Annotated in this window: 17 protein-coding genes; 13 read left to right on the top strand and 4 right to left on the bottom strand. The window is 64.9% G+C overall.

All coding sequences use genetic code 11. From position 1 onward, the window contains the following. Positions 1-181 precede the first annotated feature (181 nt). Positions 182-2,416: an ATP-binding cassette domain-containing protein gene (locus tag Q0S16_RS07880; protein WP_295846776.1), complete on the top strand. Its 2,235-nt coding sequence runs from the start codon at positions 182-184 to the stop codon at positions 2,414-2,416. A gap of 14 nt (positions 2,417-2,430) precedes the next feature. Here the strand turns inward: Q0S16_RS07880 and Q0S16_RS07885 are convergent, their stop codons facing one another. The 3 genes from Q0S16_RS07885 to leuC form a co-directional block, all read right to left on the bottom strand. Next, complete coding sequence (locus Q0S16_RS07885; RefSeq protein ID WP_295846779.1) at positions 2,431-3,735, bottom strand: sorbosone dehydrogenase family protein; 1,305 nt, start codon at positions 3,733-3,735, stop codon at positions 2,431-2,433. A gap of 319 nt (positions 3,736-4,054) precedes the next feature. Next, positions 4,055-4,678 carry a 3-isopropylmalate dehydratase small subunit gene (gene leuD / locus Q0S16_RS07890; protein WP_295846781.1) on the bottom strand — a complete coding sequence of 208 codons (624 nt, stop codon included), beginning with the start codon at positions 4,676-4,678 and terminating at the stop codon, positions 4,055-4,057. Positions 4,679-4,681: 3 nt separating this feature from the next. Next, positions 4,682-6,079, bottom strand: a complete 1,398-nt coding sequence (gene leuC / locus Q0S16_RS07895) for a 3-isopropylmalate dehydratase large subunit (RefSeq protein ID WP_295846784.1) — start codon at positions 6,077-6,079, stop codon at positions 4,682-4,684. 112 nt (positions 6,080-6,191) lie between these two features. On the opposite strand from leuC, the gene Q0S16_RS07900 reads away from it, so the two are divergent. From Q0S16_RS07900 to Q0S16_RS07955, 12 genes are all read left to right on the top strand, one after another. Further along, positions 6,192-6,986: a GntR family transcriptional regulator gene (locus Q0S16_RS07900; RefSeq protein WP_295846786.1), complete on the top strand. Its 795-nt coding sequence runs from the start codon at positions 6,192-6,194 to the stop codon at positions 6,984-6,986. A 38-nt stretch (positions 6,987-7,024) separates the two neighbouring features. Then, positions 7,025-8,248, top strand: a complete 1,224-nt coding sequence (locus tag Q0S16_RS07905) for an ABC transporter substrate-binding protein (RefSeq protein ID WP_295846788.1) — start codon at positions 7,025-7,027, stop codon at positions 8,246-8,248. Positions 8,249-8,333: 85 nt separating this feature from the next. Further along, complete coding sequence (locus Q0S16_RS07910) at positions 8,334-9,203, top strand: branched-chain amino acid ABC transporter permease (RefSeq protein ID WP_295846791.1); 870 nt, start codon at positions 8,334-8,336, stop codon at positions 9,201-9,203. Further along, the gene (locus Q0S16_RS07915) at positions 9,200-10,171 is read left to right on the top strand and encodes a branched-chain amino acid ABC transporter permease (RefSeq protein ID WP_295846794.1); all 972 of its coding nucleotides are present in this window, start codon (positions 9,200-9,202) and stop codon (positions 10,169-10,171) included. The genes Q0S16_RS07910 and Q0S16_RS07915 overlap by 4 nt, the downstream gene beginning before the upstream one ends. Positions 10,172-10,176: 5 nt before the next feature. Further along, the gene (locus Q0S16_RS07920; protein WP_295846810.1) at positions 10,177-10,920 is read left to right on the top strand and encodes an ABC transporter ATP-binding protein; all 744 of its coding nucleotides are present in this window, start codon (positions 10,177-10,179) and stop codon (positions 10,918-10,920) included. After that, positions 10,913-11,626 (top strand): ABC transporter ATP-binding protein, encoded by a 714-nt coding sequence (locus Q0S16_RS07925; RefSeq protein WP_295846796.1) that lies wholly within the window; start codon positions 10,913-10,915, stop codon positions 11,624-11,626. Before Q0S16_RS07920 ends, Q0S16_RS07925 begins: the two co-directional genes overlap by 8 nt. A 2-nt stretch (positions 11,627-11,628) precedes the next feature. Further along, complete coding sequence (locus tag Q0S16_RS07930) at positions 11,629-13,008, top strand: MmgE/PrpD family protein (protein WP_295846799.1); 1,380 nt, start codon at positions 11,629-11,631, stop codon at positions 13,006-13,008. Between the two features lie 14 nt (positions 13,009-13,022). Next, positions 13,023-13,922: an oxaloacetate decarboxylase gene (locus tag Q0S16_RS07935; RefSeq protein ID WP_295846800.1), complete on the top strand. Its 900-nt coding sequence runs from the start codon at positions 13,023-13,025 to the stop codon at positions 13,920-13,922. Positions 13,923-13,948: 26 nt separating this feature from the next. Continuing rightward, positions 13,949-15,631: a hydantoinase B/oxoprolinase family protein gene (locus Q0S16_RS07940; RefSeq protein ID WP_295846802.1), complete on the top strand. Its 1,683-nt coding sequence runs from the start codon at positions 13,949-13,951 to the stop codon at positions 15,629-15,631. Continuing rightward, positions 15,628-17,688, top strand: coding sequence for a hydantoinase/oxoprolinase family protein (locus tag Q0S16_RS07945; protein ID WP_295846803.1), 2,061 nt, complete (start codon positions 15,628-15,630; stop codon positions 17,686-17,688). Before Q0S16_RS07940 ends, Q0S16_RS07945 begins: the two co-directional genes overlap by 4 nt. Next, complete coding sequence (locus tag Q0S16_RS07950; protein ID WP_295846804.1) at positions 17,685-18,296, top strand: cysteine hydrolase; 612 nt, start codon at positions 17,685-17,687, stop codon at positions 18,294-18,296. The genes Q0S16_RS07945 and Q0S16_RS07950 overlap by 4 nt, the downstream gene beginning before the upstream one ends. Further along, on the top strand, positions 18,293-19,717 hold the full coding sequence (locus Q0S16_RS07955; RefSeq protein WP_295846807.1) for an FAD-dependent oxidoreductase: 1,425 nt from the start codon (positions 18,293-18,295) through the stop codon (positions 19,715-19,717). The genes Q0S16_RS07950 and Q0S16_RS07955 overlap by 4 nt, the downstream gene beginning before the upstream one ends. 48 nt (positions 19,718-19,765) lie before the next feature. Here the strand turns inward: Q0S16_RS07955 and Q0S16_RS07960 are convergent. Beyond that, positions 19,766-22,756 (bottom strand): calcium-binding protein (locus Q0S16_RS07960; RefSeq protein WP_295846809.1); only part of this gene is annotated, 2,991 nt, incomplete at its 5' end.

A 22,756-nucleotide genomic window follows, 5' to 3' on the forward strand; every position in this document is an offset into this window, starting at 1 on the left:
GCTTCCAGGCGCCCCAGCTGTACTGTCGTGGCGCCGGCAGCGCGAGTTGTGCGAAGGGGATGCAAGAATGGCTCGCGGGTTGGAACAGCTGATCCATTGATACCGGAAACGGTTTACGCACCATTAAGCTTAATAAAATAGCTTTTTACAGCGCCGTATATTGGGTGCGTGGTGGTACTCGATGTTTTTGAGAAGATTCAATTTAGCGCTTGTTTCCGAGGGATTTGACGCCGGACTCCAGAAACTCGGCGGCATCGGCTTGCGCGGGGAGCGCGATCCCGAACGGCTCGACGGCTCGAAACTGCCGCCGCCCGATTTGCTGGCTCGACTGCTGGTCGAAATTTCATCGGTCTGGCGGGCGCAGCATGGCGAGCCGGCGCGCCAATCGGAGCCTGTGCGCCATATCGACAGTCCAGAAGCGCTGGTGTCCTTCGCGGCAGTCAACGATATCGAAATTCTGTTCGAAAACCGGCCGATTGCTTCCCTGGTTGCGGAAGACCTGCCGGCGGTGATGCTCACCAATGACGGCATGGGGCGGATGCTGCTGGCGCGGCAGGGCCGCGCCTTCGTGGCGCGCCATGGCGGCAAAAATTATCTGATCGACAAGGACGCGCTGGCGGCTGAGGAAGCCGGGACTGTTTTTCTGGTGCGGCCGCGTGGTTCGGCGCCGGTCGGGAATATCGCGGAGTTGGTGTCGGATCTGGCGGGGCCGGACTCGGTCGATCCGGTGCGCGGCATCCTGAGTTTCATGACGGCGCGCTATCGCAAGCTGGTGGTGCAGTTGCTCGTCGCCGCGGCGTTCTCGAATCTGATGCTGCTCGCGCTTCCGATCTATTCGGGACTGATTTTCGACCGGGTGATTCCGCATTCGGCATTCGACACGTTGTGGGCGATTTCCATTGGCGTGATGCTGGCGCTGACGGCGGATATCGCAGTCCGCTGGGTCCGCCTCAAGATCCAGGATGCGCTGGCGAGTGCGGCCAGCGCCGCGCTGCAGGCCTCCGTGATGCGCAAATTGCTCGAAGCCAGAATGTCCGAGGCGCCGCGCTCGGCGGGTGCCATCGCGCTTCGGCTGCGCAATCTGGACGGCATGACCCAATTGGTGCCGCAGCTGGTGACGGGCGTCGCGGTCGATGTGCCGTTTCTGCTTCTGGTGTTCGCTCTGCTCTGGCTCAATGGCGGAGCGGTTGTGCTGGCGCCGATCCTGGGGATCAGCGTTCTCGCCGCCGTGCACCACTGGAGCAACATCGGGGCTGAGGCCGAACATGTGCGCTCGGCCGCCCTGGCGCAGCTTCAGGCCAACCGGCTGACCGAGACGGTCGAGGTTCTCGAGACCATCAAGGCGACGCGCACCGAGCTCAACGTGCTGAACCGCTTCGAGCGGGTGTTTGACGAATTTGCCTATAGCTCGCATGTGGTCCGGCTTTGGCAGGGTCTGGCGGCCTATGCCAGCGCCACCGTTGGCCAGATGATGGTGGCCACGGTGCTGATCATCGGGGCCTATGAAGTCTCCGCGGGCAGCATGACCGTGGGCGGACTCTCCACCTGTTCCCTTCTGGTCGGCCGCATCATTGGCCCGATCGGGCAACTCATTTCTGTCATTCACCGCATGATGCAGGGACGGGCGATGCTGAAATTGTTGATGCGCGATGCCAAGTATCAGAGCGAGCAGGCCGGCGACAGCAGCGGCGCGCTGCGCGCACCGGTAAGTTGCGAGTTGCGACTCAACAACGTGTCATATGCCTATGCCGGTCAGAGCTCGCCGCAACTCGACAATGTCTCGACCTCGATTCGTCCGGGCGAACGGGTCGCGATCGTCGGTCGTTCCGGCTCGGGAAAGAGCACGCTGCTGCGGGTGATCGCACGGCTGGCCGAGCCCGACAGGGGGGCGGTGTTGCTCGATGATTTCGACGTTCGGCAGTATGTGCCGGCGGATCTGCGCCAGGCGCTGGGCTATATGGGGCAGACCGCCGGACTCATCGATGACACGCTGATGCGGAATATCTGTCTGGGGCAGGGCGAACTAGACCGCGAGCACTTCGCCGCGATGATGCGGTTGACGGGCATTGCCGATTTTGCCGCCAGGCATCCGCAGGGCTACGGCATGTCGATTGGTCCGCGTGGCGAAAAGCTGTCCGGGGGCGAACGCCAGTCCGTGGCGCTCGCCCGGGTCCTGCTCGGAAATCCGAAAGTGCTGCTGCTCGACGAGCCGACATCGTCCATGGACACGATGCTGGAGATGCGGCTGGTCAGGAACATGGTCGAACTGGTCGGTAACCGCACCCTGATCGTGGCGACGCACCGCGCGCCGGTATTGCAACTGGTCGATCGCATTATCTGGCTGGACGCCGGCCGCATTGTTGCGGACGGCGCCAAGGCCGATGTTCTCCGGCAGATGTCGGGCGCGGCGGCCTGACGCGTCTGGCCGTGTTACGCGGCCGTCACGCGCCAGATCACATCGCCGACATCGTCGGCGACCAGCAGCGAGCCGTCGGGACCGAGCGTAACCCCGACCGGTCGTCCATAGGATTCCCGCTCGTCGGGCGCGAGGAAGCCGCTCAGAATGTCGCGCGGCGGACCGGACGGGCGGCCATTCACGAATGGGATGAAGACGACCTTGTAGCCGCTCAGCGTGCTGCGATTCCAGGAGCCGTGCTGGCCGATCACCATGCCGTCCGGAAAGCCCGGCAGAGTGCCGGCCGGCAGCCAGCACAGGCCGAGCGAGGCGGTGTGTCCGCCCAGCGCGTAATCCGGCGTGATCGCGGTGACGACCAGCGCCTTGTCCTGCGGCACGCGGTCATCGACGGTCTGTCCCCAGTAGCAATAGGGCCAGCCATAGAAGCCACCTTCGCGGACCGAGGTGAGGTAGTCCGGTGGCGTCTCGTCGCCGAGCCCGTCACGCTCATTGACCACCGTCCACAGCTTGCCGGTGGTCGGCTCCCAGGCCAGGCCGACCGGATTGCGCAGGCCGCTGGCGAAGATGCGGCTGGCGCCGCTCGCCACATCGAGCTCGTATACCGCGGCGCGGCCTTGCTCGGCCGCCATGCCCATCTCGGCGATGTTGGTGAGCGAGCCCACCCCGATGAACAGTTTCCGGCCGTCGGGGCTCGGCAGCAGGCTGCGCGTCCAATGGCCGCCGGATGTGAAGTCGGTCAGCTTTTGCCCCGGCGCGGTGATGCGATCAGCCCCCGCGACATACGGGAAGGCGGATACGCCGTCGACATTGCCGACATAGAACGTGTCGCCGAGCAGCGCCATGCCGAACGGCTGGTTCAGCCCTTCCATGAAGATGCCGCTGCTTTCGGCGACGCCATCGCCGTCGCGGTCACGCAACAGCGTGATGCGGTTGGCGCTTTCACCGAGCGCGGCGGCGCGTCGCATCGTGGCCTGCATCGCGTAGCCGAATACGCTGCGTACCGGACCGGCTACCTGCGACGCCTCGGCGACCAGAACGTCGCCATTGGGCAGCGCATGAATCCAGCGCGGATGTTTCAGGCCGGTGGCAAAGGCATTGACCTTGAGCCCCGGAGCGACGACCGGTTTTTGATCGCCGGTCCAGCCCTTGGCGGTCGGCATCTTGAGCGTGGGGATCGCACCCTGCGGCTCGGCTTCTGGCACCAATGGCGCGCTGCCCCAGGCAGGCGCATGCGCGCCGGCCCCTTGCAGCTTGCGCCATTGCAGCGCGCCTGCGCCGACCAGCGCAACAAAGCGCGCGAAAACCCCGGACATGCTCATGTCATTCCCCTGTTGATGGCGCGCACCCTATCCGACACGCTGGCGCGTTGAAACCGTGTCCTCGGCATGCGTGTGGGCCTGGATCTGCAACGCATGGCGCGATGTTGGCTGCGCGGATGGCCTGACCTGGAGTCTGATCCGTTAGGATGAATTACTGGTGTCCCGGACGCGGTGCGGCATTCTTATGCCGCTCCGCGGAGCCGGGACCCTACCAAGTGCTGAATTTCATGGCGGTCCCGGCTCCGCGGAGCACGACGCCTCCTTGCGGAGGCGCAATGCACCGCGTCCGGGACACGATTCGAGCAAACTGAATCTGGTTCTAGGAATGCGGTACCACCGGTCGCATCCATGGACGCCGACGTTCGTCGGCTTCCATGAACCGCGCGATCCGGGCGGATTCGCTGCGGGTCATGTCGATGTCGTCCCAGCCATTGATCAACTGCTTCTTCCAGACCGGGTCAATGGCGAACGACACCACGACATTGCCGACCGCGATGGTCTGTGTGGCGAGGTCGATCGTCAGCGGCCGTTGGCCGGCAAGGTCTTCCGCCTCGAGCAATCGGTGCGAATCCGCTTCGCTGACCTCGGCCACCAGCACGCCGTTCTTCACCGCGTTCGATGCAAAGATGTCGCCGAAGCTCGGCGCGATCACCGCGCGGATGCCGTAGTCGGCGAGCGCATAGACCGCGGCCTCGCGCGACGAGCCGCCGCCGAAATTGCGGCCGGCGACGATGATTTCGCAGCCGGCATTGTCGGGATCGTTGAGCGGAAAGTCCGGCCTGGCCCGGCCGTCGGCATCGAAGCGCAAATCATGCAGCAGGAAGTTGCCATAGCCTTCGCTGCGCGGGCGCCGCATGAATCGAGCCGGGATCAATTGGTCGGTGTCGATACCGGCGATCGGCAGTCGGCAGGCGAGGGCGGTCAGCGTGATGAAGGGGCGCATGGGCTAGGTCCGATGCAGAAAGCGGACGTCGGTCAGTTGACCGGCGACGGCGGCGGCGGCGACCATCGCCGGCGACATCAGATGGGTCCGGCTGCCCGGCCCCTGGCGTCCCTTGAAGTTGCGGTTGGTGGTGGAGGCGCAGCGTTCGCCGGCGGCGACGGTGTCGCCATTCATGCCGACGCACATCGAGCAACCCGAGCCGACCCATTCCAGGCCGGCGTCGATGAAGATGCGGTCGAGGCCTTCCTGTTCGGCCTGCAGCTTGACGGACGACGAGCCGGGCGAGACCAGCCCGGGCACCTGCGACCGCTGGCCGGCGAGCACCGCCGCCGCGGCGCGCAGATCCTCGATGCGGCTGTTGGTGCAGGAGCCGATGAACACGCGATCGATACGAATGCCATCGAGCCGCTGGCCGGGCCGTAGCGCCATGTAATCAAGCGCGTCGCGGACCGACTGCGCCTTGTCAGGGTTGTCGATGCTGGCGGGGTCCGGCACAACACTGTCGATCGGCGCCGCCTGTTCCGGGCTGGTGCCCCAGGTCACCACCGGCGCGATCTCGCGCGCGTCGAGCACGAATTCGCTGTCGAACGGCGCGCCCACGTCGCTGGCCAGCGCACGCCAGTCCGCCATGGCGCGCTCGAAATCGTCGCCATCGGGCGCAAAGGCACGGCCGCGCAGATAATCGAAGGTGATGTCGTCTGGCGCGATCAGGCCGAGCCGCGCGCCGGATTCGATCGAGAGGTTGCACAGCGTCATGCGGCCTTCCATCGACAGCGCGCGAATGGCGCTGCCGGCGTATTCGATGGCGTGGCCCTGCGCGCCATCGCTGCCGATCCGCGCGATGATCGTCAGCGCGATATCCTTGGCGCCGGTGCCTAAGGGCAATTCGCCGTCGACCACGATGCGCATGCGCTTTGGTCGCTTCTGCCAGAGCGTCTGTGTCATCAGCACATGGGCTACTTCGGACGCGCCGATGCCGAAGGCATAGGCGCCGAACGCGCCATGCGTCGAGGTGTGGCTATCGCCGCAGACGATCGACAGCCCGGGCAGAGTCAGGCCCTGTTCGGGCAAGGCCACATGCACGATGCCCTGCCGCCGGTCATCCTGTCCGAACGACACGATGCCGTGCTCGTACGCGTTGCGCGCGAGTTGCGCGATCATGCCCGCGGCTTCGGGGTTGTGCAGGCTGGAAGCCGGCCGCGTCGGCACATAATGGTCCGCGATGCCGAAGGTGAGGTCGGGCCGTGCGAGGCGGGCGTCACGTCGTCGTAGCTGATCAAAGGCATGGAACGAGCCTTCATGCAGATAATGCCGGTCGATGAACAGTAGCGACTGGCCGTCCTCGCGCGTCATGATTGCGTGGGCGTCCCATAATTTGTCGATGATGTTTGCCGCGCCCACCGCCATGTCCGCCTGTCCGCTGTTGTTGCCCACACGATCCGCATCGGCGGGGCTTGCAGTCTAAGTTGTATCATGCACTATACCTTTGAATGTATTAGGGGCAAGGGCACGGATGGCCGGAGTCGAATCGTCGAAAACCCGCCAAGTCTATCTGGTGCTGCGTGATCGCATCGCCGGTGGCCGGCTCGATAATACGGAATCGCTGCCGGCCGAACAGGCGCTGGCGGTTGAATATGGCGTGTCGCGGGTCACCGTTCGGCGGGCTCTGGCCGAGCTTGAACTGGAAGGGTTGATCAGCCGCCGTCGCGGTGCCGGCACCTTTGTGCGGGGCGGCGTCGCCAAGCCGATCGTGGCGGATTTCTCCGATGTGATGGCCAACCTCGTGGCGATGGGGCGCGATACGGCGGTGCGCCTACTGGCCTTCAGCTATCGCGAGCCGCCGGCGGCGATCGCCGAGGCTCTCCGGCTGCCGCCTGGCGCCAAGACCCAGTTCTCCGTGCGCGTCCGCCTGATTGACGACAAGCCGTTCTCCCATCTCACCACCTTCGTGCCCGAGCAGATCGGCGTCACCTATACCGAGGCCGATCTGGCGGCACGTCCGCTGCTGTCATTGCTGGAACGCTCCGGCGTCCAGATCGAGCGCGCGACTCAGCAGGTCACCGCCGTGCTGGCGTCGCCGGAAGTCGCGGCCGCGCTCGAGGTGGATGTCGGGTCGGCGCTGCTCGGCACCACCCGCACGGTGTTCGCTGCCGATGGCAGCGGCGTCGAGCATCTCATCGCGCTGTATCGGCCGGATCGCTACGCGCTGCAGATGGACATGGTTCGCACCGAAGCCGCGGGCGTGCGCCGCTGGGCCACCGTGCTGGCGTCCGAGCCCAACGACACGATTTCCAGAAAAGCCTCATGATCACGGTTTGCAATTGACCCCACGGATGGAGAAGCAGGATGACCAAGACATCTAACCACGGCTTGTCGCGTCGCCGTGTCCTTCAAGGCACGGCGTTGGTCGCCGGCTCGGTGGCAATGCCGTCTTTTCTGCGGGCGCAGGGCGCGACGATCAAGATCGGAATCCTGCAGCCGGTCACCGGCGCGTTGGCGTTCGACGGGGCGCAGGGCCGGATCGGCGCCGAGGCGGCGATCAAGGCCATCAATGATAAAGGCGGCATCAAGTCGCTGGGCGGCGCGAAGCTGGAAATGGTGTTCGGCGATGCGCGCTCGACTCCTGAAGGCGGCACCGCGGAAGTCGAACGCATGGCGGCGGAAGGTGTCGCGGCGATCGTTGGCGGCTTCGCCAGCCCGATCTGCCTCGCCGCCACCCAGGCCGCATCGCGCTACGACCTCGGCTATATCGTCGATGTCGGCGTCTCCGATCAGATCGTGTCGCGCGGACTGGCCAACACGTTCCGTTTCTCGCCCGGCTTTGGCATCGTCACCAAGAGCGCGCTCGACAACCTGTCGACCCTCAACGACGCGGCCGGCAAGCCGGCCAGGACCGTGGTACTGGTGCACGAGGATGGCCTGTTCGGCTCCGGCCTTGCCAAGCTGATGCAGACCGAACTGCCGAAGCGCGGCTTCGAGGTGCTCGACACCATCGCGCATCCGACGCCCGCGCGTGATATGTCCAACGTCGCGCTGCAGATCCGCGCGAAGAATCCCGATCTGATCATTCCGTCGAGCTACTACGGCGAGTTCGTGCTGCTGGCGCGCACCATGCAGCAGCAGAAGATCAAGCCGAAGGGCATCTATTGCGTGCTCAATGGCGCCGCCTCCAACTACCGCTTCGTCAAGGAATTCCCCGACGCAGCCCAGAACGTGATGGATTGCAACCACTGGCACGATCCGCGCAATCCGGTGGCCGAGGCGCTGAAGAAGGAAGTGGAATCCACCGGCAAATTCTTCACCTACAATGTCTCGCTGAATTATTCCGGCGTGCTGTTGCTGGCGGATGCGATTGAACGCGCGGCCTCGGCCGACCGCAAGGCGATCATCGCCGCGCTGGCTTCCTCGACATTTGCCGGACACATCATGCCCTATGGCCCGACGCAGTTCGTCAACGGCCAGAACATGGGCGCAGCGCCGGTCAACACCCAGGTCCAGGGCAACGACATCAAGGTGATCTTCCCGTCGAGTTTTTCCGACGCCAAGCCGGTGTTTCCGGTGCCCGCCTGATCGCCGCGTCCTGATGTGACGAGACCGGCACCCACCGGTCTCGTCACATGACGTCTCCCTTTCCCATGAAAGCCGAACTTCGCTGATGTCATCGCCCGATATCCTGGCTGCCGCCGTGCTCAACGGCCTGATGACCGGCGCGGTCTATGCGCTGATCGCGGTCGGGCTGACGCTGGTCTATGGCGTGCTGCACATCATCAATTTCGCCCATGGCGCGATCCTGAGTGCGGCGATGTTCGCGGTCTACCTCGCGTTTCAGGCCGGCATCGATCCCTATGTCGCGATCGTCCCGCTGGCGCTGATCTTCTTCGGCCTCGGCTACGCGCTGCAGCGCCTGGTGATTGGCCCGGCCAGCCATGGCGACGACCAGAACGTGTTGCTGATCACGCTGGGTCTCTCCATCGTGATCGAGAATCTGCTGCTGGCGGGTTTCAATTCAGACACACGGTCGATCGACGTGCCCTACGGTTTTTCGACCGTTGATCTAGGTTTCACCTTTTTGCCGCTGACGCGCGCCGTCGCCTTCGGCGTGTCCTGCGCCGTCGCATTGGTGCTGTGGGTGCTGCTGGCGCTGACCGATACCGGCAAGGCGATCCGCGCGGTGGCGAAGGAAAAGCTCGGCGCCGCGCTGACCGGCATCGACGTCGCCCACATCTATGCCGTGACCTTCGGACTTGGCGCGGCCTGCCTGGCCGTGGCAGCGTGTCTGTTGCTGCCGATCTATTATGTGCATCCGCGGGTCGGCAACGCCTATGTGCTGGTGGCCTTCACGATCGTGGTGTTGGGCGGCATGGGCTCGATCCCCGGCGCCATTGCCGGCGGGCTGTTCGTTGGCGTGATCGAGAGCCTGTCCGGATTGCTGTTTGGCGAAAGTCTCGGCCAGCTTGGTATCTTCGTGATTTTCATTCTGGTGTTGCTGCTGCGCCCGACCGGATTGTTCGGAGCCAGAGCATGAGCGGCATCAGGGCCTACGGTCCGATCGCGATCGTCGCGTTGTTGCTGGCGTTACTGCCCGCGGTGAGCGATTCCAACACGGTGATCAATGCGCTGGTCAATGCGATGATTATCGCGCTGGCGGCGCAGGGCTGGAATCTTCTGGCTGGCTATGGCGGCCAATTCTCGTTCGGTCATGCCGCCTTCTTCGGCGCCGGTGCCTATGGCAACGCGATCCTGCAGAACCGCTATGGCGTCAATCCCTATGCCGCGTTGCTGGCCGGCACCTGTCTCGGCGCCGCGGTGGGTGCGGCGATCGGCTATCTCAGTTTTCGCTCGGGTCTGCGTGGCTCGTACTTTGCCCTGATCACGCTCGCTTTTGCCGAGGTGTTCCGGATCGTCGCCAACGCCGCGCCGGTCACCGGCGGCGCGGCGGGTACGCTGATCAAGCTGCAGATGTCCGCCGCTAATTTTCAGTTCAGTAGCCGTGCGATCTATTTCTGGATCATTCTAACGCTGGTCACGGCTGCCATGGTGATGATGCGCGGCATTGAGCGCGGCCGCTTCGGCGCCTATCTGATCGCTGTGCGCGAGAACGAGAACGCGGCCGCCGCGCTGGGCGTCGATACGCTGATGGTCAAGCTCAAGGCGATCACGCTGTCCGCGGGCCTGACGGCGTTGGCCGGCGCGTTCTACGTGCAGTATTTCCTGTTCGTGGATTCCTCGATTGCGTTCGGTAGCTGGATTTCCGTCGAGGCCTTGCTGGCGCCAATTGTCGGCGGGCTTGGCACCGTGTTTGGTCCGCTGCTCGGCGCGCTGGCGCTGCATTTTCTCGGTGAACTTGCCAAGGCCTTCGCGGGACGCATTCCCGGCATCGATCTGGCGCTGTTCGGCGTCCTGCTGGTGCTGGTGGTGGCCTTTGCCCGTCATGGCATCCAGGGACTGCTTACCAGGCTGATGCAGCGCATCGGCGCAAGGAGGGCGGCATGAGCGCGCTGCTCGAAGTCCGCAACGCCAGCAAGCGGTTCGGCGGCCTCAAGGCCGTCGACGACGCCAGTCTCAGCGTGCAGGCTGGCACGATTACCGGGCTGATAGGCCCGAACGGCGCCGGCAAGACCACTCTGTTCAGCCTGATCTCCGGCTTCGAGACGCCGAGTTCGGGCTCGGTCGCTTTCGACGGTGCCGACATCTCCGGCATGCCGCCGCACCGTCGCGCCGCGCTCGGCATCGCCCGCACCTTCCAGATCGTGCAGCCGTTCGCCGGATTGAGCGTGCGCGAAAACATCGCGGTCGGCGCCTATCTGCATTGCCGCCATCGCGACGAGGCAATGGCGCGCGCCGCCGCCATCGCCGATCGCGTCGGCCTTGCCGCGCGGCTCGATGCCATGGCGTCCGGCCTCACGGTATCGGCACGAAAGCGCCTCGAACTGGGACGTGCTCTGGCGACACAGCCGCGGCTGCTGCTGCTCGACGAAGTGCTGGCCGGGCTGAACCCGTCGGAAGTGCGCGACATCATTCCGGTGATCCGCGCGCTGGTGGCCGATGGCATCACCATCCTGATGGTCGAGCATGTGATGCAGGCCGTGATGAGCCTGTGCGATCATGTCTATGTGCTGGCGGAAGGCCGCATGATCGCCGAGGGCACGCCGGCCGAGGTGACACGCGAACCGAAAGTGATCGAGGCCTATCTCGGGCCCGGCGCCGCCGCGCGGATTGCCGCGGAGGGCGGTCATGACTGAACCGCTTCTGGTCGTGAAAAATCTGCTGGCCGGCTATGACGGCACCTCGGTATTGAGCGGCGTCAGCTTCACCGTGCGGGCGGGCTCCATCGTCGCCGTGCTCGGCCCCAATGGTGTCGGCAAGACCACGCTGAACAAGGTGCTGTCCGGCATCGTTCGCCCGCGGCAGGGCGAGGTGTGGTTCGATGGCGCGCGTATCGACCGGCTCAGCCCGGCCGCGATCGTGGCGCTGGGTCTGGTGCATGTGCCCGAGGGCCGCCGGCTGTTTCCCGATCTCAGCGTGCGCGAGAATCTCGAGCTCGGCTCCTACCGGCGCGGCAAGCCCGAGCGCGCGCGCACCATGGAGCACGTGCTCTCGGTGTTTCCGCGCCTCAGGCAGCGCTTCGGCCAGCGCGCCGGCACATTGTCCGGCGGCGAGCAGCAGATGGTGGCTATCGGCCGCGGCATGATGGGCCAGCCACGGCTGCTGATCCTCGACGAGCCCTCGCTCGGGCTGGCGCCGGTGCTGGTCGAGGAAATGTTCAGGCTGATCCGCGGCCTCAACGAAAGCGGGCTGACGATCCTGCTGGTCGAGCAGAACGTCGTGCAGTCGCTCGAACTGGCGCATGCCGCGCACGTCATGGAGCATGGCAGCCTGGTGCTGTCCGGCACCGGCGCGGAGCTGGCCGCCAACAGCGAATTGGCCAAAACCTATTTAGGGATGTGACGATGCTGCAAGCTGCTTCCGCCGCGACGGCGCGCCCGTCATGGCTCGATCAATGGGCCGGTTTCGCGACCGGACTGACGATCGATCAAATTCCGCCTGATGTCATCGCGCGGACTAAACAGGTGCTGTTCGACTGCATCGCTGCGATGTCGGCCGGTGCGCAGGAGCCGGAAATGCGGCGGCTGACCGAGCGGCTCTGCCGCCGGTCGATCGGCACGTGCGGCGTGCCCGTGATCGGCGCCCGCCGCCGCGCAGCGCCGGGGACTGCGGCGTTCCTCAACGGGACCGCAGGCACCATGCTCGAGATCGACGAGGGCAATCAGTTCGCGCGCGGCCATCCTGGTATTCACGTCGTGCCGGCGGTGTTGTCGGCGGCGGAAGAGCTCGGCAGCTCCGGCGCCGAGGTTCTGATCGCCATCGTGCTGGGCTATGAGATCGGCTCGCGGATCGGCATCGCCTCGAAGCTGCGCGTCACCATGCATCCGCACGGCACTTGGGGCACGGTGGGCGCCGCCGTAGCGGTCGCACGGCTGAACCGCGCCAGCACCGAGCAGATGGCCGAGGTCATCAACGTGTCATCGACGGTGGGATTGGCGACCAGTCGGCGGACGATGCTGGAAGGCGGCACCGTCCGTAACTCGTTTGCGGGATTCTCCAACGAGATCGGCCTGCGCGCCTGGGACATGGTCGATGCCGGCTTCGTCGGCGAGGCCGACGGCGTCGGCACGATCTACGGCACCGTGATCTCCGACCAGTTCGAACCGGAGCAGATGATCGCCGAGCTCGGCTCGCGCTGGGAAATCGCACGCAACTATTTCAAGCGCCACGCCGCCTGCCGCTACAATCACGGCGCGCTAGATGCGTTGCAAAACGCGCTGGCCGGGGTCGGCGAGCTCATGGCAGATGAAATAGAACGGATCGAAGTCGATACCTATATCTGGGCGGCGCAGCTGAACAGTCCCACGCCCCGCAACATGCTGGCGGCAAAATTCTCGCTGCCGTTCTCGCTGGCGACGACCATCGTCCATGGCGCCGCCACGATCGGGGCCTTTCGTGATGAGGCCCGGCGCGACGCCGCGACGCTGGTTCTGGCAAGCCGCATAACGGTTCGGGAAGATCCCGCGCTGACGGCGATGCTTCCGGGCCTGCGACCCGCGCGGCTGAAGATCGCGCTGAAGGACGGTCGCGTGCTGTCGGCCGAAGCGATGACCAACAAGGGCGACACCGAAGATCCCTACAGCGCCGCCGAGATCGAAGAAAAGTTTCACGAGGTGACCGGCGACGTCTGGAATGACGACCACCGTGCCGCGATCCTTTCCGCCGTCGACGGCCTGACCGGTGCCGCGGATATGCGCTCGCTGTCCCAGATGCTTGCCGTCTGATCGAGAGAATGCTCATGACTGAATTCACGTCCCTCAAAACGATGCTGCATCAACCGGAAATCGTACTGGCCTCCGGCGTCTATGACGCGCTTACCGCGTCGCTGGCGACCGACGCCGGCTTCCGCGCGCTGTACCTGTCCGGTGCCAGCATTGCCTATACGCGGCTGGGCCGTCCCGATATCGGGCTGGTCACCATGTCCGAAGTCGCGGAGACGCTGAGCCTGATCCGCGACCGCGTCGCCACGCCGTTGATCGTCGATGCCGACACCGGCTACGGCAATGCCCTGAACGTGCAGCGTACCGTACGGCTGTTCGAACGCGCCGGCGCTTCGGCGATCCAGCTCGAGGACCAGAGCTTTCCGAAGCGCTGCGGCCATCTGCAGGACAAGAGCCTGATCCCGGCCATGGAGATGGTCGGCAAGATCAAGGCGGCGACCGACGCGCGGCGGAACGGCGAGACGCTGATCATCGCCCGTACCGATGCGGTCGCGGTCGAAGGTTTCGACCAGGCGGTGGAGCGCGCCGGGCGCTATGCCGAGGCGGGGGCCGATGTGCTGTTTGTCGAGGCGCCGCGCGACGAGGCGCAACTGGCGCAGATCACGCAGAAACTCGGCGCGCGACTGCCGCTGATGGCCAATATGGTGGAGGGCGGCCACACCCCGATCCTCAGCAAGGACCAATTGCAGGCGCTAGGCTTTTCGCTGGTGATCTTTCCCGGCGGCATCGTGCGCGCCGTCGCCAAGGCCGCGCAGGCGTTTTATGCGACGTTGGCGCGCGACGGCACCACCGATGCCTTTCGCGACCGGATGTTCGATTTCGACGCGTTGAACGCCGTCATCGGCACGCCGGAAATGCTGGAGCGCGGTCGCGTCTATGAATTCCCGACCAATGGTCCGGCCGGCAAGACTTCATGACAAAAGACAAGATGACGGAAGCACGTATGACCAGAACCATCGATCCCGTTACGCTGGCCGTGCTGAAGGGCCGCCTCGAGCAGATCGCCGACGAGATGGATGCGACGCTGTATCGCTCGGCGTTCAATCCGATCATTGCCGAAGCCCGCGACGCCTGCCACGGACTCTATCACGCCGAGACCGGTGCTACTCTGGTGCAGGGCACCACGGGACTGCCGATCTTCGTCGGCGCGATGGCCTTTGCCGTGAAGGCGGTGATCGACAAGGTCGCGCGCGACGCCGCCTCCGGCCGCGATACGCTGCAGCCCGGCGACACTTTCCTGTTCAACGATCCCTATGATGGCGGCACCCACCTCAACGATTTCCGCCTGGTGCGGCCGATCTTCCGCGACGGAAGAGTATTCTGCTGGATCGCCTCGGTCGGCCACTGGCTCGACATCGGCGGCAATGTGCCCGGCGGCTTCAACTCGCGCGCCACCGAAAGCTTTCAGGAGGGCGTGCGCTTCCCGCCGGTGAAACTGTTCCGCGCCGGAATCATCAACGAGGACCTGATCGACATTCTCGCCGCCAACAGCCGGGTGCCGACCTCGAATTTCGGCGACCTCAACGGCCAGCTCAACGCGCTGGCGCTGGGTGAGCGTCGGCTCGCCGGCCTGCTCGACGACTATAGCGAAGCGACGATCACCGCGGCGCTGGATCTGTTCACCCAGCGTGCCTCGGCCTTGATGCGGGAAAATCTCCGCGCGCTGCCGGACGGCGTCTACAGCTTCGAGGATTTTCTCGACAATGACGGCGTCAGCGACGAGCCATTGAAGATCGCGCTCGATCTCACCATTGAAGGCGAGACCATGGTGCTGGACTTTTCGCGTTCGTCGCCGCCTTGCGCCAGTCCGCTCAACATCGCCTATGCGACCGCGGCCGCCTGCTGCTACGTCGCGCTCAAACATGTCTTCACCGACGTGCCCGCCAATGCTGGCTGTCTCGAGCCGATCACCTTCATCATTCCGGATACGACATTGCTCGGCGTCAAGGCGCCGCGTCCGGTCGGCGGCTATACCGAGACCATCCTGCGCGTGATCGGCGTGGTGTTCGGTGCCATCGCGATCGCGGCTCCGGAGCGGGCGATGGCGGCGCCGTTCGGCACCATCAATGCGCTATCGCTCGCCGGCCACCGCAATGACGGCTCGCGCTGGGTGATGTTCTCGTTCTTCGGCGGCGGCCTCGGTGGCAATCCAATCAGCGATGGCCTCAACCACGGTAACAATCCGATCTCGATGGCCACCATTCCGCCGGTCGAGATTCTCGAAGCCTCCTATCCGGTGATGTTCACGCAATGGGCGCTGCGTCCGGACAGCGGCGGCGTCGGTCAGCATCGCGGCGGCCTTGGCGCGATCTACGAGCTGGAGGCGCTCGGCGACTCGGGCGCCGACGTCTTCCTACTCGGCGAACGCGGAAAATTCGCGCCGTTCGGGGTCAATGGCGGCGGTCCCGCCGCGCTGAACCGCTTCATCTATGATACAGCGGACGGCAAGGCCTCGCCGCCGCTGGCCTCCAAGATCACCGACGTGAAGATCGCCAGAGGCCAGCGCGTGCGGCTGGAAACCCCGGGCGGCGGCGGCTACGGCGACCCGGCCTCGCGCGATCCGGCGAAGGCCGCGCGTGATCTTCGCCTCGGTTACGTCATAGCAAATGCAGGTAAACGATCATGAGCGGCGCTTCCATCGTCGGCGTCGATGTCGGCGGCACCTTCACCGACCTGTTTTTCTATGACGAAGCGAAGTCCGAATTCCGCACCGCCAAGGTGCCGTCGCAGCGCGGCAACGAGGCGGAAGGCTTTCTGCTCGGTCTGAAGACGTTCGGCCATATCCGGGATTTCGGCGCCATCGTGCATGGCACCACGGTTGGTACCAATGCGCTGCTGGAGCGCAAGGGCGCCCGGGTCGGCATCATCACGACGGCGGGCTTTCGCGACGTGCTGGAAATGCGCCGCCGCGACCGTCCGCAGACCTGGGGCCTGTGGGGCGACTTTGTCCCGGTGGTCGATCGCGACATGCGCGTGGAGGTTGATGAGCGCGTGCTGGCCGATGGCAGCATCCGCACCGCCGTCGATCCGGCTGACGTACAGGCCATCGCGCGGCAATTGCTGTTGGCCGGTGCCGAAGCGCTCGCCATCATCTTCATCAATGCCTATGCCAATCCGGCCAATGAACGCGCCGCGCTGTTCGCGGCGCGCGAGGTCTGGCCCAATGACGACGTCGTTGCCTCGCACGAAATCCTGCCCGAAATCCGCGAGTTCGAGCGGACCTCGACCACCGCGCTGAACGCCTATCTGCAGCCGCTGGTCGGTCGTTATCTTGGCAAGTTGCAAGGCGTACTGGCTGGCGAAGGTTTTGGCGGCCAGTTTCATATCGTGCAGTCCAATGGCGGCGTGATGTCGACGGCGATGGCGCGCAAGTTTCCGGTGCGCACCGCGCTGTCCGGTCCCGCGGCGGGCGTGATCGCCGCAGGTGCCATCGCCCGCGCAGCCGGCTACGACAATGTCATCACCGGCGATCTCGGCGGCACCTCGTTCGACGTCTCGCTGATCGCTGGCGGGCAGGCCTCGCTGGCGGCGCAGACCACGATCGATTTCGGGCTGGTGATCCGCACGCCGATGATCGAGATCACCACTATCGGCGCCGGCGGCGGCTCGATCGCCCATGTCGATCGCGGCGGCCTGCTGCAGGTAGGTCCGGAAAGCGCCGGCTCGGTGCCGGGCCCGGTGTGTTACGGCGCCGGCAATGGCCGGCCGACGCTGACCGACGCCAATGTCGTGCTCGGCCGCATCAATGCCGAGCGGCCGATCGGCGGCAAGCTGGCGCGGCTCGATGTCGAGGCGGCCAAGGCCGCGATCCTCGCGCATGTCGGCACACCGCTCGGCCTTGATGCGATGGCGGCGGCGGAGGCGATCGTGCGCATCGCCAACGCGCGGATGGCCGGCGCGATCCGGCTGGTCTCGATCGAACGCGGTCATGATCCCGGCAACTTCGCCATCATGCCGTTTGGCGGCGGCGGCGCGCTGCATGCCGGCGCGTTGCTGCGCGAGGTCGGGCTCAAGCTGGCGCTGGTGCCGCGCTTTCCCGGCATCACCTCGGCGCTCGGCTGCGTGATCGCCGACCTCCGTCATGATCAGGTGCAGACCGTCAATCTGATGCTCGACGGGCTCGATGCCAGCGTGCTGGATCAGCGCATGGTGGTGGAAGGCAGGGCGGCGCATGACGTCGTCGCCGCGGCCGGCGTACAGGTCGACCGTATCGACATCGTCTATGAACTCGACATGCACTACGTCGGACAGACCCACACCATCGGCGTCTCGCTGCCCGTCAGTCTCGGCGAGGCGACCACGGGCATCGACACCGAAACCATCCGCGAGGCGTTTGAGCAAAGTTATCAGGCCCAATTCAGCCGCAAGCTGTCGGGTATCCCGGTGAAGATCGTGACGCTGCGCACGGCGGCAATCGGCCGTCGGCCGCATTTCGATCTTGCCGCATTGGCTCCTTCCGCGGATGCTTCGATCGACAACGCACGGCTCGGCGAGCGCCAGGTCTGGTTCGATGGTGCCTGGCACGTCACGGCGATCTGGGCGCGGCTCGACCTGCCGGTCGGCGCGGTGATCGCGGGTCCGGCGATCCTCGAACAACCCGATGCCACCACCGTGGTCGAACCGGGCCTCGCGGCGCGGGTCGACGCGCTCGGCAACATCCTGATCGAAAGGCAGATCGCATGAGCGATGCTTCCATTCCGATGACGCGCACTGGCCTGTTGATCGTCGACCTGCAGAACGATTTTCTACACGCCGACGGCGCCTATGCGCGCGGCGGGCAGGGCGCCGCCTCGATCGCCGCACTACCCGGCAGACTGAAGCCGCTGGCCGACGCGTTTCGCGCCGCCGGTGGCTGGATCATTTCGACGCATTTTACCCTCGTGCCCGGTAAGGGCGGCGAGCCGCTGATCTCGCCGCATCTGAAGACGTTGCGCCCGTTCTTGCGAAAAGGCGATTTTGCGCCGGGCAGTTGGGGCCATCAACTGGTCGATGAACTGGCGCCGTCGGATCTGCAGGTCGAGAAGGTCGCCTATTCGGCGTTCTACATGTCGCGGCTGGAATGGATGCTGCGCAAGAGCGGCATCGACCGGCTGGTGGTTGGCGGCATCGTCACCAATGGCGGCGTCGCCTCCACCGTACGCGAAGCCCATGTCCGCGATATCGAAGTGGTTGTGTTGTCCGACGGCTGCGCTGCTTTCGATGATGTCACGCACCAGACCGCCATTGCCGCGCTGAAACCCGTTGCCCGCATTGCGACCATCGCCGAGATGCGGGCGGAGGCCTCGGCGTGACCATCAAGCCGCTTCCGGCCAGTGGCTTCGAAACCACCATTCCCGTGCTCATCGTCGGCGGCGGCGCGGCCGGACTTTGCGCTGCGCTGGCCGCCCACGAGGCCGGCGTCGAGCTTGCCGTTCTGGAACGCGATCCGCTGCCGCGTGGTTCCACCGCGCTGTCGGCCGGGCTGATCCCGGCGGCGGCCACACGGTTTCAATTGGCGCTTGGTATCACCGATAGGCCCGAGCTGTTCGCCGACGACATCAACCAGAAATCGCACCATCAGGCCGACGCAGAGATCGTCGATCTCGTCGCGGCGCAATCCGGCCCCACCGTCGAATGGCTGGCTGATGGTTACGGGCTGCCGTTTTCGGTGGTCCGTGATTTCGACTATCCCGGCCACGCCGCGCGTCGCATGCACGGCCTGCCGTCGCGCTCGGGCGCTGAACTGATCGACCGGCTGCGCCAGGCGGTCGAGCAGGCGGGCGTGCCGCTGCTGACCGACGCCACCGTGACGGCCCTGTTCAGCGATGGCGACCATCGCGTGCGCGGCGTGGAAGTGACGCGGCCGGACGGCACGCTGGACCTGATCGGCTGCGACGTGCTGATCCTGGCCTGCAACGGCTATGGCGGCAACCACGCGCTGGTGGCGCGGCACATTCCGGAAATGCGTGGCGCGCTGTATTTCGGCCATCCCGGCAATCGCGGCGACGCCGTGCTGTGGGGCGAGGCGCTCGGCGCGAGGCTGCGGCACATGTCGGGCTATCAGGGCCATGGCTCGGTGGCGCATCCGCACGGCATCCTGATCAGCTGGGCCGCGATCATGGAGGGCGGCTTTCAGGTCAATGCGAACGGGCTGCGCTTCTCCAATGAGAGCCTCGGCTATTCCGAGCAGGCCGCCGCCGTGATTGCCGAGCCGGACGCGGTGGCCTTCGATATTTTTGACGCGCGGATCGCCGCCATTGCGCGGCAGTTCGAGGATTTTCGGCAGGCGGAAGCCGGCGGCGCCGTGATCGTAGCCGACAGTATTGAAGCGCTGGCGACGCGCCTCAAACTGTCCGAAGTCGTGTTGAAAGCGAGTTTCGATGAGGTCGAGCAGCTCAAGCGCGACCGCGGCAGCGACCGCTTCGGTCGGCATTTTGCCGGTGTGCCGCCGCTAGCGCCGCCATTCATGGCGGTCCGCGTCACCGGCGCGCTGTTTCACACCCAGGGTGGGCTGGCCGTTGATCGCTCCGCCCGCGTGCTGGATGGCGCTGGCGTGGCGATGCCGAACCTGTTCGCCGCTGGCGGCGCGGCCGCCGGCGTGTCGGGTTCGCAGGCCAGCGGCTATCTGTCCGGCAACGGCCTGCTGACCGCGACGGTGCTGGGCCGCGTCGCCGGAACTGCCGCTGCGAGCCTGGTTCGATCGTCGCAGCCAAGGACGGATGCGACCGATTGATCGGTTGGCGCGCAAGCCTTCCGGGACCTCGCCTGCCAGGCTGTTCTGTTACCAGTGCACGTGCTCGATCTCGACGAAATCGATCTTCGATCCATCGACGAAATTGATCACACCGCTGGCGTCGTTGGAAAGCGCCATGTCGTGGGCGCCGCTGCTCACGATGCTTCCTGACGTCAGGTGGATGGTCCAGTCGGTTGTCGGCTGCAGCGATCCCAGGCTTTGATCGAGGCTGATCGTGTCCACCCAGGAGGCGCCCGCGCCGCCCTGCACATGGTCGGAACCATGACCATGCATGTAGAGGAAGGTGTCGTTGCCGTCTCCGCCGATCAGCGTATCATTGCCGGCGCCGCCCTTGATGGCATTGTCGCCGGCATTGCCGACGATGACATTATCGAGCGTATTGCCGGTGGCGTTGATCGCGGCGGATCCGGTCAGCACGAGGTTTTCCACATTGGCGCCGAGCGCGTAGCTGATGCTGCTCTGGACGGTGTCGGTGCCTTGCCCGGCCAGTTCGGTGACGGCATCGCCCACCGCGTCGACCACATAGGTATCGTCGCCGGTACCGCCGATCATGCTGTCGTTGCCGGCGCCGCCATCGAGAAAATCATTGCCGGCGCCGCCGTTCAGAACGTTGTTGCCGGTATTGCCGGTCAGCATGTTGTCGAGCGTATTGCCGGTGGCATTGATCGCGGCCGCCCCCGTCAAATGCAGATTCTCGACATTGGCACCCAGCGTATAGCTGACGCTGCTCAGCACGGTGTCGGTGCCGCCGCCAGCCAATTCGGTGACCACGTCGCCGGTACTGTCGACGATGTAGGAGTCGTTACCGGCGCCGCCGATCATGATGTCATTGCCGGCACCGCCATCCAGAACGTTGTCGCCGGCATTGCCGGTCAGCGTGTTGGCGAGGGAGTTGCCGGTGGCATTGAGGTTGTCGGTGCCGGTCAGCAGCAGATTTTCGACATTGGCGCCGAGCGCGTAGCTGATGCTGCTCTGTACCGTGTCAGTGCCTTGTCCGGCCAGTTCGGTGACGACATCGCCTGTGGAATCGACCACATAGGTGTCGTTGCCGGCGCCTCCGATGAGAGTGTCGTTGCCGGCACCGCCGTCGAGGAAATTGTTGCCGGCATTGCCGGTCAGCACATTGTCCAGCGCATTGCCGGTGGCGTTGATAGCGGCCGATCCGGTCAGCACCAGGTTCTCGACATGGGCGCCGAGCGCATAGCTGATGCTGCTCTGCACGGTGTCGGTGCCCTGACCAGCCAGTTCGGTGACCACGTCGCCGATATTGTCGACGACATAAAGGTCGTTGCCGGCGCCGCCGATCATGGTGTCGCTGCCAGCGCCGCCATTGAGGATGTTGTTGCCGTCATTGCCGATCAGCACATTGTCGAGCGTATTTCCGGTGGCGTTGATCGCGGCGTAATCCGTCAATATCAGGTTCTCGACATTAGCACCGAGCGTATAGCTGATGCTGCTCAACACCGTGTCGGTGCCTTGCCCGGCCAACTCGGTAACCACATCGCCGACGCTGTCGACGACGTAGGTGTCGTTGCCAGCGCCGCCGATCATGATGTCATTGCCGGCGCCACCATTCAGGACATTATCGCCGGCGTTGCCGGTCAGCGTATTGGCCATGGCATTGCCGGTAGCGTTGATGGCGCCGGTTCCGGTCAGGACCAGGTTCTCGACATTGTCACCGAGCATGTAGCTGATGCTGCTCTGCACGGTATCGGTGCCTCCGCCGGCGAGTTCGACAACGACATCTCCGGCCGCATCGACCACATAAATATCATTACCGGCGCCGCCGGCCATGGTGTCGCTGCCGGCCCCCCCATCGAGAATATTGTTGCCGGCATTGCCGGTCAGCACATTGTCGAGCGCATTGCCGGTGGCATTGATCGCGGCCGTTCCCGTCAGTAGCAGATTCTCGACATTGTCGCCGAGCGCGTAGCTGACGCTGCTTTGCACCGTGTCCGTGCCTTCGCCGGCGAATTCGATGACCGTATCGCCGATCGTGTCCACGACGTAGGTGTCATTGCCGCCACCGCCGATCATCGTGTCGTTGCCGGCTCCGCCGTTCAGGAAATTGTCGCCGCTATTGCCGTTCAGCACGTTGTCCAGCGTATTGCCGGTGGCATTGATCGCGGCCGTTCCCGTCAGCGTCAGGTTTTCGACATTGGCGCCGAGCGCATAGCTGATGCTGCTCTGTACGGTATCGGTGCCGCCGCCAGTCAATTCGGTAACGACGTCGCCGACGCTGTCGACGATGTAGGTATCGTTGCCGGCGCCGCCAATCATGATGTCATTGCCGGCGCCGCCATCGAGGGTGTTGTTGCCGGCGTTGCCGGTCAGTATATTGTCCAGCGTGTTGCCGGCGGCATTAATCGCGGCGGTTCCGGTCAACATCAGATTCTCGACATTGTCGCCGAGCGCGTAGCTGACGCTGCTTTGCACCGTATCGGTACCTTGCCCCGCCAGTTCGATGACCACGTCGCCGACACTTTCAACGACATAGGTGTCGTTGCCGGCTCCACCGGCCATGTTGTCATGGCCGGCGCCGCCGTCGAGGATGTTGTTGCCGGCATTGCCGGTCAGCACATTGTCCAGCGTATTGCCGGTGGCGTTGATCGCGGCGGTTCCGGTCAGCGTCAGGTTTTCGACATTGGCGCCGAGCGTGTAGCTGTTGGAGCTCTGGACCGTGTCGATGCCTTGGCCGACAAGTTCGGTGACGATATCGCCCGTCGTATCGACCACATAGGTATCGTTGCCGGCACCGCCGATCATCACATCGCTGCCCGCGCCGCCATCCAGGATGTTGTCGCCGACATTGCCGGTCAGAATGTTAGCCAGGGCGTTGCCGGTGGCATTGAGATGGTCGGTCCCGGTCAACAGCAGATTTTCGACATTGGCGCCGAGCGAGTAGCTGATACTGCTCTGCACCGTGTCGGTGCCTTGCCCGGCCAGTTCGGTGACCACATCGGCTATGGAATCGACCACATAGGTGTCATTGCCGGCACCACCGACCATGGTGTCGTT

The sequence above is a fragment of the Tardiphaga sp. genome, from assembly GCF_025356345.1.
Classification (GTDB): domain Bacteria; phylum Pseudomonadota; class Alphaproteobacteria; order Rhizobiales; family Xanthobacteraceae; genus Tardiphaga.

Bases quoted from the DNA above. Each gene is read 5' to 3' on its own strand.
- Q0S16_RS07945 (WP_295846803.1), top strand. From the start codon at position 15,628: ATGAGCGGCGCTTCCATCGTCGGCGTCGATGTCGGCGGCACCTTCACC.
- Q0S16_RS07905 (WP_295846788.1), top strand. From the start codon at position 7,025: ATGACCAAGACATCTAACCACGGCTTGTCGCGTCGCCGTGTCCTTCAA.
- Q0S16_RS07915 (WP_295846794.1), top strand. From the start codon at position 9,200: ATGAGCGGCATCAGGGCCTACGGTCCGATCGCGATCGTCGCGTTGTTG.
- Q0S16_RS07885 (WP_295846779.1), bottom strand. From the start codon at position 3,735: ATGAGCATGTCCGGGGTTTTCGCGCGCTTTGTTGCGCTGGTCGGCGCA.
- Q0S16_RS07910 (WP_295846791.1), top strand. From the start codon at position 8,334: ATGTCATCGCCCGATATCCTGGCTGCCGCCGTGCTCAACGGCCTGATG.
- Q0S16_RS07900 (WP_295846786.1), top strand. From the start codon at position 6,192: ATGGCCGGAGTCGAATCGTCGAAAACCCGCCAAGTCTATCTGGTGCTG.
- Q0S16_RS07935 (WP_295846800.1), top strand. From the start codon at position 13,023: ATGACTGAATTCACGTCCCTCAAAACGATGCTGCATCAACCGGAAATC.
- Q0S16_RS07925 (WP_295846796.1), top strand. From the start codon at position 10,913: ATGACTGAACCGCTTCTGGTCGTGAAAAATCTGCTGGCCGGCTATGAC.
- leuD (WP_295846781.1), bottom strand. From the start codon at position 4,678: ATGCGCCCCTTCATCACGCTGACCGCCCTCGCCTGCCGACTGCCGATC.
- Q0S16_RS07940 (WP_295846802.1), top strand. From the start codon at position 13,949: ATGACCAGAACCATCGATCCCGTTACGCTGGCCGTGCTGAAGGGCCGC.
- Q0S16_RS07880 (WP_295846776.1), top strand. From the start codon at position 182: ATGTTTTTGAGAAGATTCAATTTAGCGCTTGTTTCCGAGGGATTTGAC.
- Q0S16_RS07950 (WP_295846804.1), top strand. From the start codon at position 17,685: ATGAGCGATGCTTCCATTCCGATGACGCGCACTGGCCTGTTGATCGTC.
- Q0S16_RS07930 (WP_295846799.1), top strand. From the start codon at position 11,629: ATGCTGCAAGCTGCTTCCGCCGCGACGGCGCGCCCGTCATGGCTCGAT.